This window comes from Planctomycetia bacterium (assembly GCA_034440135.1).
In the GTDB taxonomy this organism is placed as follows: domain Bacteria; phylum Planctomycetota; class Planctomycetia; order Pirellulales; family JALHLM01; genus JALHLM01.
Map to the genome: position 1 here is coordinate 18,380 of JAWXBP010000040.1, position 9,206 is coordinate 27,585.

At 60.2% G+C, this 9,206-nt stretch carries 9 protein-coding genes, 1 tRNA gene and 1 pseudogene; 6 read left to right on the top strand and 5 right to left on the bottom strand.

Going from position 1 to position 9,206, the window contains the following annotated elements; all coding sequences use genetic code 11:
• The first annotated feature begins 136 nt into the window (after positions 1-136).
• From SGJ19_02070 to SGJ19_02085, 4 genes are all read left to right on the top strand, one after another.
• Positions 137-364, top strand: a complete 228-nt coding sequence (locus SGJ19_02070) for a hypothetical protein (protein MDZ4779024.1) — start codon at positions 137-139, stop codon at positions 362-364.
• 85 nt (positions 365-449) lie between these two features.
• Complete coding sequence (locus tag SGJ19_02075; protein ID MDZ4779025.1) at positions 450-644, top strand: DNA-binding protein; 195 nt, start codon at positions 450-452, stop codon at positions 642-644.
• Positions 641-1,042: a type II toxin-antitoxin system death-on-curing family toxin gene (locus SGJ19_02080; GenBank protein MDZ4779026.1), complete on the top strand. Its 402-nt coding sequence runs from the start codon at positions 641-643 to the stop codon at positions 1,040-1,042. Before SGJ19_02075 ends, SGJ19_02080 begins: the two co-directional genes overlap by 4 nt.
• 9 nt (positions 1,043-1,051) lie before the next feature.
• Positions 1,052-1,498: a hypothetical protein gene (locus SGJ19_02085; protein MDZ4779027.1), complete on the top strand. Its 447-nt coding sequence runs from the start codon at positions 1,052-1,054 to the stop codon at positions 1,496-1,498.
• A gap of 232 nt (positions 1,499-1,730) precedes the next feature.
• On the opposite strand, the gene SGJ19_02090 is transcribed toward SGJ19_02085, so the two are convergent.
• On the bottom strand, positions 1,731-2,240 hold the full coding sequence (locus SGJ19_02090) for a hypothetical protein (GenBank protein MDZ4779028.1): 510 nt from the start codon (positions 2,238-2,240) through the stop codon (positions 1,731-1,733).
• A 54-nt stretch (positions 2,241-2,294) separates the two neighbouring features.
• Positions 2,295-2,828 carry a hypothetical protein gene (locus SGJ19_02095; protein ID MDZ4779029.1) on the bottom strand — a complete coding sequence of 178 codons (534 nt, stop codon included), beginning with the start codon at positions 2,826-2,828 and terminating at the stop codon, positions 2,295-2,297.
• Here SGJ19_02095 and SGJ19_02100 point away from each other — a divergent pair.
• On the top strand, positions 2,827-5,319 hold the full coding sequence (locus SGJ19_02100; protein ID MDZ4779030.1) for a WD40 repeat domain-containing protein: 2,493 nt from the start codon (positions 2,827-2,829) through the stop codon (positions 5,317-5,319). The genes SGJ19_02095 and SGJ19_02100 overlap by 2 nt on opposite strands.
• On the opposite strand, the gene SGJ19_02105 is transcribed toward SGJ19_02100, so the two are convergent.
• Positions 5,217-6,824 carry a PEP-CTERM sorting domain-containing protein gene (locus SGJ19_02105; protein ID MDZ4779031.1) on the bottom strand — a complete coding sequence of 536 codons (1,608 nt, stop codon included), beginning with the start codon at positions 6,822-6,824 and terminating at the stop codon, positions 5,217-5,219. The genes SGJ19_02100 and SGJ19_02105 overlap by 103 nt on opposite strands.
• A 342-nt stretch (positions 6,825-7,166) precedes the next feature.
• On the opposite strand from SGJ19_02105, the pseudogene SGJ19_02110 reads away from it, so the two are divergent.
• Positions 7,167-7,448 (top strand): annotated as a pseudogene (locus SGJ19_02110) (DUF1214 domain-containing protein).
• 103 nt (positions 7,449-7,551) lie between these two features.
• On the opposite strand, the gene SGJ19_02115 reads toward SGJ19_02110, so the two are convergent.
• A tRNA-Lys gene (locus SGJ19_02115) sits at positions 7,552-7,625 on the bottom strand.
• A gap of 150 nt (positions 7,626-7,775) precedes the next feature.
• Positions 7,776-8,969, bottom strand: coding sequence for an alpha-L-arabinofuranosidase C-terminal domain-containing protein (locus tag SGJ19_02120; GenBank protein ID MDZ4779032.1), 1,194 nt, complete (start codon positions 8,967-8,969; stop codon positions 7,776-7,778).
• Positions 8,970-9,206: the final 237 nt, after the last annotated feature.

The window sequence follows — 9,206 nt, forward strand, 5'->3', positions numbered from 1 at the left end:
AAATTTGTAGTCTCGCACGTCACGGGATTTGCTGACTTCGATGACTGCGCCTTACATAGATGCGACTCGGCAGGAACGGCCACACCCCGCTTGGCGGTGGTATGTCTGGGCACATCTTATCATTGCCGCATCTCCGATGGTCTGGGATGCGATCTCATCATCATGGAATGAACGCGTTGCAGGAATCGGTTTTAGCTACATTGCGGCGACAGGCTTTCTCTCGGTCTTGCCGGCCACTGTCATCGCTATGTGGCTGGGCTGTAAGAGCTTCGTGGACGGCAACTACCGATATCTGCTGCTGTTCGTCATCGAGCTCGCCCTGGTACTCGTGCAGATCGGCATTCTGCTGCCTTCAATAATGTAGTACTGGGCCGGATTTGAGCGATGGGGAAGTACTGAGTAAATTGTAGGGGGGGGACAGTTCGGACTACTTTTCGTGCAGGTGGCAGATGGACATTGCACTTCATTTGACGGAAGAACAAACGCAACGGGCGAATGAACTGGCCGCGTCACTTGGAATGGACGCCAGCGAGTTTGTTCGTGCCGCGCTGGTCGACGTACTGAACGGTCCGTCAGAGCAGGTAAAGGAATCGGTTCAGCGCATTCTGCGCGAAGATGCGGAACTTTATCGGCGGTTGGCATAATGAAGTACCTAGGCCTTGTCGACGTTGTGTATTTGCATGGCCGGTTGATCGTCCAATCCGGGGGCTCAGCCGGACTCCGTGATCAAAGCGGGCTAGAATCCGCGTTAGCGCAACCGCGTATGACGTTTGGCGGTGTCGACCTTTATCCGGACATCGCGACCAAGGCGTCCGCGCTTTGTTTTTCGCTGGTGCTGAACCATCCGTTTATTGATGGCAACAAACGCGTGAGCTATGCCGCGATGCGTCTGTTTCTGCTGTTGAACGATTGGACGATTATCGCGGACGTGGATGATGCGGAACAGACGGTGCTACGATTGGCCGCCGGCGAATTAGAGCGGGATGAACTGATTGCGTGGATACGATCGCGCATAGCGCCGCTTGTTCGCGAGTCAAACTAGTCGTCGACGATGAATCACGCCGCTATCGCTATTCTCGGCTCCATTTTCTTCGTGGGCGTGACCTGGCTGGTGACGTTGAACTTCCTGGCCTGGGCCGGCGGTTGGCAGCGCCTGGCGCGCGCATACCCGGCGCCGACGAATTGGAATGGCCGACAACTTCGCGCGTTTTGGATCAAAGTCGGCTGGGTCGACTACAACGGGTGCCTGAACTACGGCGTCGATGCGGAAGGTCTACGTATCGCCCTATGGCCGATCTTCAGCACCGGGCATGCCCCGCTGTACATCCCCTGGTCGGAAATGCGCGTCGAAGCGGTCAAGAAGCAATTCGGCCGGCGCGGCCAGGTGGTGCGTCTGGCGATCGGCGATCCTGTCATCGCAACCATTTGCGTTCCGGAAGCGGTGTTCGAGATGGGCAAAGCGGCATTGGGGCAAGCGTCGGCGGAGGCTTCAACGTAGCGGAACTTGACGTCGCCAAATGACTGTCCGCGCGCTATACGGAATCACCAGCCGTCCACAAAGGAGCTCGACGAGGCAAATGAGCTTCAACGCGTTAGTGTTGGGCTCCGGAACGAAACGGAATTTGGACAAGAACTGATTGGCTCCGCCGTTACCGAAACCATCGCCGGTGCTAGCGGTGAAACCGACGTAAGCCGTCGACCCTGGTAGTGTCCTAACAGCGTGTTGCTGGCTACTGTCGCTCGGTGATCGTGACTTTTGCATCGATCGGAAGTTGGAGTGCCGATAGTGTCTCCGCGTCTCCCAAAAGGATCATCCGGCATGAACCGCCGCCCGGCGCGACGTCCGCAAAGATTGCCACGCCAGGGACCGCTGTTAGGGGTTCGGCAACGACGCTGATTAGCTTATCCGAGTCGACCTGCTTCTGTAGCTTCCACGAGAATGTCAGCGGGTCATCGGAGATTTTGTTGTCAGCAGTGAATCGTCCCTGCTGAACAATCGTGTTTCGGTACTGTAGTTCTTCCCGAAGAACAGCCCTGGAGATTTCGCGAATCTTCGATTCGCCCGCCCACCAGATACCACCAATGACGGCAAGCAGAAGGAGTCCGATGACTCCACCGCCGATCATGCCCCCGCCCTTGATGAAGCCAACATCCACCTTCAGTTGCTCTACGTCGGCGGCAACCTTGTCTAGCTTGGCGGCAAGTTGCGAACCTGCTTCGTTATTCTGCTGCTTTCCCATGCTGCCTCCCGGTGGTTGAAGGCAGCGGCATTATACGATTGAGCGCGGACTATTTCACGCCAGCACGGCATCGAAAAGTTTGTCAAAGCTCCAGACGTGGCCGGCCAGTCCTGCCATCATAGCAGCCGTCGAGCGTTTCTTCCCTGACTTGCCGGGCTTCCGGGTCTGCCAGCAATAGTTGTAGTGGGCCGCGAACATGGCGAACGCGGCCTGGAGGTTTTTCAGCTTCTTGGAGAAGCAGTACGTCAGCCGGTTGAGCCGCTTCATGAACAGCCGCTGAGTGCCGTTCAGGCGCTCGACATGCGACGTGCATATTGTCCGCGACTCCCGGCCGCTTATCCCACGGATGCCCGTCCGTTTGGTGCCGACCATTTCGCTGGGCGTGTAAATGATCTTGGCGTTGCGGTATTCCTTCTGGATGGTCCCAAAGCGGACATAGGGACCGAAAGCCAGGTCCACCGCCTCTGGGTAGGCCGCAAAACCATCGGTGGAGAGTTGTAGCAGCATCTTGTACCCGCCGGCCTGAAAGGCGTGGGCGTCGCTCGCGTGCGGCTTGGGGAACGTGACGCGGCCAGCAATGTCCATCATGAAGCGACGGGCATTGCCGGCGCTCCGCTTGCCGATCAAGAAGCAGGGCACCGACAAGTGCCTAGAACAGTCGCCGGCAAACGTTATGCGACGGCGGCCGCTGCGCTGGGCCTTTGCATCCGGGATCGCCGCCGCCGTCCTCGTCGGCGGCTTGTTTCCCGCTCAGCAACAACAACCGCTTTCCTCGCCACCGCGCGAGGGCCTGTCCGCGGAGGCGACCGGCCATAAACTGGTCGACCCGCGCAGCGCATATGACCGAGCGATTCAACTGGCGGCGGAGGCGCTGCGACTAGGAAAACGTCAAGAGGTGTTGCAGTTGTTGCGCCAGGCCCGAGAAGCGGTCGGCGGCGGCGCGGCTTGCGGCCTCGAATGGCGTTTGCTTGCACGCCTCGTCCACGAATACGAGCGCAGTCAAATCGCTCACACCTCGGGCGTCTGCCGATTGCGGTTCTCACCAGACGGCCGGCGACTTTACTCGGCCGGGAAAGACGGGCGCGTGCTCTGTTGGGACGCGCAAACATGGGTTGTCGAACAATCCTTGGATGTCGGCCATGGCGAAGTCCATTTCGCTGAGCCTTCCGGCGATGGCGCGTTGCTCGCCGTCGCCTGTGAGCTAGGTCGTTTGGTCATTTACCGCACGGACGACTGGACGAAAGTGTACGAGGCGGACGCGATTGAAAACGGCCGCATCTTCGCCGCGACCTGGCTGGGCGACGGCGAATCGAGGCTGGCCGTTGGCGGCAAGGGGTCTGTCGTGCATGTTATCGACGTGACCACGGGCGAACATCGGATCTCCGAACCGCTCGGCGTACCGGCGGACGTGGCAGGGGGCGGCGTTGATTACGCCAAGGAAGTCGACTCCCTCGCCTTCGATCCCGACCACTCACGGCTGTTCGCCAGCGGCTACCAGAATATGCAATTCTGTATCGATGCGCACTCGCTGAAAGTGCTGGAGGCGCGACGAACGAACGGGATTTCCATGGGTGCGATTTGCTGTATCCCCTATGAATCCGGTTACGTCGCCGAATCGTGCCTCGACGCGATCGGCATCTGGGATCCGACACTGGGGCGACTCGCGGGACAGGTCCCCGCCCTCACGCGCGTGCGCTCGCTGATTTGCACGGCCGACGGCAACGATCTCATCGCGGCGTATGACCATGGCGCCATTGAATGTTGGAGCGTACCTCACATTTTGGCCGGCAACGCAGGTACTCCTCGGCGCCTGCTCGGGAGCAATGCGGCGACGCTGAGCCTCGCCTTGTCGCCGGACGAGTCCTTGTTGGTTTCCGGCGCTGACGACGGCAGCATCTGTTGGTGGCCGTCGCCAACCTATCGCGCGCCCTTCGACGAGGCGTTCACCGGCGTGATCGAGGCCGTCCGTTTTTCCGATTGCGGAAAATGGTTGGCCGTTGTCGAACGACAACCAGACGGCCTGCTGCAGCTAGCGATGTATGACGCCGGCGCGCGGGAGGAACTTTGGCGCGAGTCGCTGGGGAGTCTGTCCGACAAGGCTACCAGCGGAGCGCCGTTCTTCGTGGGCTGGCCAATCGCCTTTTGTCCGCAGTCCCGCGCTATCGCCGTGGCGGATAGCGACTTAAAGGTGCGCACGCGACTGGTTGCCTCTGGTCAGACAACGGGCGAACCGGAGTTGGCGATGGAGCAACTCGGCGTCCGCCTACAGTTTTCGACGGACGGCAAGTTCTTGATCCAACGCCAGGTTCATCGAGATGGGCTGCTGAGATGCTGGTGGACGAATCGCACGACTGGAGCTGAAGCGACATCGCTTTCCGGCGGCAGCCACGAAGGCTGGCTGGGATCATTTCGCACCAGCCAGGGGGACATATGGCTCGATCAAAGGCCGTCGCGGGAAATCCTTGTGCATGGGGCGGATGCCGCCATGGCGCAGCCCGTCCTCCGCGGCGCAACTGACGTCGTATTCGCCGCGACTTGTTCGCCGGACGGCAGCCTGGTCGCCGCGGGCGGCATTGAAGGAGTCGTCTATTGCTGGGACCTGAGTAAAAGCGGTCGACTTATCGAGTGTATTGGACATCACGCGCCGATCCTCGACGTGCGAATCGCGCCGGACAACCGCACGCTCGTAAGTCTCGGCAACAATGGAGTCCTGCGCTTGTGGGATATCGACACCGGCGCTGCCTTGCTGACTCTCGGCGGAGACGCGGAACGCATTGTCTCCTTCGCGCTCCATCCCCTCGGGGATTGCCTCGTTTTGGCGGTCGAACGGGACGACCAATTCGGCCTGCGCACGCTACGCGTACGGCCGGACAAAACCGCGCTGTCGCCTATATCTTCCCTGCTGCGAACGCCTGCGCAGGCGCGCCGCGATGTGAGGAAGTTCATCGCGCACGCGCCCGCCGCAGTTCGGCGTTCTCATCCTCGGCCGACGCACCGCCGCTTGCGCTTCAGCAGCAGTCCCACGGCGGCGAATACCGCCAGTGCGAGACTAGCTGGCTCGGGCACGGGATTGTTGTAGTCGTTGCCGAAATTGTTGCGGACGTTGTTGAGATCGGTGATGTCGACGTCGAAATCGCCGTCGGTGTCGCCGGAACCGAACGCTCCGAAGTTGTCCCGGACTGCGTTCAGGTCCTCAATGTCCACGTCGCCGTCGCCATCCGCATCGCCGGGGCCGTTGGGTAACGGTTGCTCGACCAATTCGAGGCCAGCTTCGCGCTCCACCACGACGGTCTCGCTCGTCGTGGACAGAATCCGGAACAAGGCTGGATCCAACTCTGTCAACGCTCCACTGGTCGCGAACACTTCGGCAAAGGCGCCGCCTCCCAACTCCCACATCACAAACTCAATCGGATACTCGCCGGGCTCCAGATGGGTCACGGCCGTGGTTAAGCTCGAGGCGGTCAGAAAATCCGCCGTCAACGACTGTCCACCGTTGGTGATGAGCACGCCCGAAGGGCTATTGATCGAGGTAAAGCTGGCGCCAACGATCGTGAGTTCGCCACCGTCGTCGCTGTTGAAGCCGATCGTATAGTCGCCGGCCGTCTCAATCACCAGCGACGCCGTGGCGCGCATGGCGAACCGATCTTCGTCGAGAAACAAGCCACGATCGTTGAGGAACGGCAGATCGCCGTCAAACGTGTCGAGGTGATTGAAGGCCGTATCCGGATCGGCAAGATCAAGTCGTTCGACTGAACCTTCGAAAACCAAGTCGTCATTGTCCGGATTGTCGAGCAGCGAACGCGCCTCGGCCAGCGTAAAAATGTCGTGACTGAATTCCGGGCGCGAAAGCACTTCGCGAATTTCCCACGCCGATCCAACGCGTGGCGTGGTCCCGGAATAAGTTTGACCTGGCGCGCCAACGAGCTGAAAATCAGAGACATCCAAAGGCGGAACATCCAACAGCACACCTTGCGCCGCGGCCAATTCCACCTGTGCACCTCCGCCGTATTCGTTGTACACCAATTCGAAGTCCCAATCGCCGGCAGGAAGGTTGATCACGCCCAACGACGTCGCTGGCGCGCGATCGTTGAAGTAAGTCATGGAGCCATAGGCCGTAACTTCGGTGCCAATTCCTGAAACCGTGTTGAAGCTGCGTTGCGGAAACCAGAGTTCAAACGCGTCGTCACTGTTGACCAGGAATGTGTAGTCGCCGGCTTGTTCTTCGCTGATGCGAACCCGGCCATGCGCCACGAGGGCCAGGTTGTCGACGCCGCCGGGGAACGTATCGCCTTGGCGGACGACTTCGAAGTTGACGGCGCCCGGGAAATTGTCCGGCTCGCCGGTGTCGAAAATGTTGATTTGGGAGGCCTGATAGTCGCGCACGGTCGCCGTCGGCGAGATATTGCGCAACGACTCATAAGCGCCCGTCACTTGCGACACAAATCCGTTGTTAAACACCTCGCGCACGCCCATCGTACCGGCTCCGCCAAGGGGACCTGGCAGGCGCGTTCTTTGGCCGGAGGCCAATGCGACGGGGCCGAGTAGCCCGCAAACCATCAGCAGCGACACGTTGAGGATTCGCATTCGACACCTCTCGCTTCGAGGAACTGGCGCGTCAGAATTGACGCGATGGGAAAAGAATCGGCGGCGGGCGTGGCGACAAGCCCCGCATTGCACACGCGTCGTACCAACACGACGGTGTCAATCGGACCTGCCTTCGCCAACCGCTCTGTAGAGAATAGCGGTTCGAATTCCCCAAACGAGCGCGAACTGCGGCGATTTTTTTTCGTGCGTGGCAAACGATCGTTTGCGCGGTCGCCAGGCGCGTGGCGAGATCTATTCGCTACAATTCCGGTAGAGAATCACTGTCCGCATGACGCCCTTTCCGCAGCGCTCCGTGACGGACACGGAATGACCGCTCAGGTACTCACGGGAAGAGACGTTCCGGTCCACGGATTCTGGTCCGTCAGCGTTTACAACAAGGACGGCTTCTTCAAGAAAAACGCCAAGAACGCCTACACGCTGAACAACATCACCGCGAAGCCCAACGCTGACGGCTCGTTCACGATCCAGTTCGGCGGCGACGATACGGCCACGAACTGGCTCCCCACGATGCCAGGTTGGAATTATGTGCTCCGCTTGTATCGCCCGCGGCAAGAACTGTTCGACGGCGCGTGGAAAGCGCCGGTAGCCGAGCCGGTCAACTAATTCAATCGCCTATCGCGACCTCAAGCCGCGCGAAGTGCGCATAAAAAAGCCCCGGTCTTGCCGGGGCTGACGACATCGCGCGATGTACTGCAAGCGTGTTCAGTGCCCCCTGTAGGAATCGAACCTACAACCCTCTGATTAAGAGTCAGATGCTCTAACCGATTGAGCTAAGGAGGCGTGTGCCGCGCCCGAGGGCTCGACGGACCTAATATCATAGCGGAGTTCAATGACTTCTCAAGGGGCGGCGGGCGAAGTTTGTGATGCCATTTGTCCGGCGCTTCTGGTGGGCGAAAAGGCGGGCGCGGCGTGTATATTGGTTCTGTTCCGTTATTGCCAGCGAATGATGGTCACCGAATGCGGTGCAAACGCGGCCTTCGTTTTGCCATGCTTCCATTCGTGCATCCAATCGTGTGATTGTGGCGTTACCGTGTACGTGGCGTCGGCGGTATTCACCGTTTCGAGAGGCGCCGCGAGCTCGGTCACTTTGGCTGCCGGTGCGCGCGGCGCGAAGCCCGTTAGCTCGACCACCGCTTCGACTTGCTGCGCCGACGCGTTCACGACTTGCATCACTAGCGTGCCGCCGTCGTCGCTGAGCTTCGCGTTGATATCAAGCGGTTGCTTGACCGGCGACACTTCACACTGCACCAGCCGCGGCTGAAAGTGTTGCGATATCATGCGCGTTACGTGACCTGGCGGCTGCAACCAGGTTTTCGCTGGATTGAAAAACAGCAGTCCCTGATCCCAGCCGTTGTCGTTCTGTCCGTCCGGCTGCAGGCCATTCGCCGAGATGGCGATGGGAATCCGGCCGTTCCGTTCGATAGCATTGATGGCGAGGGCGTTGCCCAATGCTCGGCGTTGTCCATGGCTATTGGCGTTGAACTCAAACACGACAACTTGGAACGGTGCGCCGTCCGCGAGCTTCGTCAAAGCCTCTTGAAACGTGAGCATCGCCTGGAACGACTCGTCCAGTTCCGCGGCGTCGGTCCAGTCGTGCAGATCGAACCAGACTTCGCGATTCGCCGCCTTGGCCACCTGCAAGATCCGCTGCTGACCCGCGAGGCTCGTGATCCCGGACGCGGCGCCGGAGAATTGAATCGGGTCGACGATCGGTTTGCTGTACACGAAGTCGCCGACGACGAGCGTGATCTCCGGGTCTGCGGCCCAAATCGCCTTGGCAAGCGCGGTGAAGCGTTCGGCGAATTCCAGATCGACGCGTTCCTCGTTGCCAAGCTGTAAGTACTTCAGCTGGTACGGCGCGGGATGGCCGTCGCGCACGCGGGCTTGTCCCCACGCGGTGTCCGCCGCTCCCTTGGCGTACTCGATAAAGTCCGCCATGTCCTGCGGCGATTCGCCCATGTGGAACGTGGGAATGTACTCGAAGCCGGCCGCTTCGCAGAAGTCCATGAAGTCGACAATTCCACAGCCGTTCGTCGAATACGGATACCAGTGCCCTTCGTAAGGCGGCCGTAGGTCGCGCGGGCCGATCATGTGCTTCCAGCGATAGCGCGGGTTGTTGACCATGGAACCGCCATTTCTTGGGTGAGCCCATCCCCTGAGTCTAGCAGGCGGCGGGGCGGCGTGCGGTTCCCCGGTGGGAATGGAGCGTCGGCCGACCGCCGACGAAATGGCAGTCCATCGGCGGCAGTACTTCGCCGTCGATGCGGAAATCAAGGCGCTCACGAGCGAGGCGTTTTCGCTATGAGCAATCCGGCCTGGCTCGCCGGCGGGAGCGTATCGCCTCCACGTACTTCCCGTTGG

What these genes read in the sequence shown, in the direction of transcription:
- SGJ19_02070 (MDZ4779024.1), top strand. Translation starts at nt 137, where the DNA reads ATGGTCTGGGATGCGATCTCATCATCATGGAATGAACGCGTTGCAGGA.
- SGJ19_02075 (MDZ4779025.1), top strand. Translation starts at nt 450, where the DNA reads ATGGACATTGCACTTCATTTGACGGAAGAACAAACGCAACGGGCGAAT.
- SGJ19_02085 (MDZ4779027.1), top strand. Translation starts at nt 1,052, where the DNA reads ATGAATCACGCCGCTATCGCTATTCTCGGCTCCATTTTCTTCGTGGGC.
- SGJ19_02090 (MDZ4779028.1), bottom strand. Translation starts at nt 2,240, where the DNA reads ATGGGAAAGCAGCAGAATAACGAAGCAGGTTCGCAACTTGCCGCCAAG.
- SGJ19_02100 (MDZ4779030.1), top strand. Translation starts at nt 2,827, where the DNA reads ATGAAGCGACGGGCATTGCCGGCGCTCCGCTTGCCGATCAAGAAGCAG.
- SGJ19_02095 (MDZ4779029.1), bottom strand. Translation starts at nt 2,828, where the DNA reads ATGATGGACATTGCTGGCCGCGTCACGTTCCCCAAGCCGCACGCGAGC.
- SGJ19_02105 (MDZ4779031.1), bottom strand. Translation starts at nt 6,824, where the DNA reads ATGCGAATCCTCAACGTGTCGCTGCTGATGGTTTGCGGGCTACTCGGC.
- SGJ19_02120 (MDZ4779032.1), bottom strand. Translation starts at nt 8,969, where the DNA reads ATGGTCAACAACCCGCGCTATCGCTGGAAGCACATGATCGGCCCGCGC.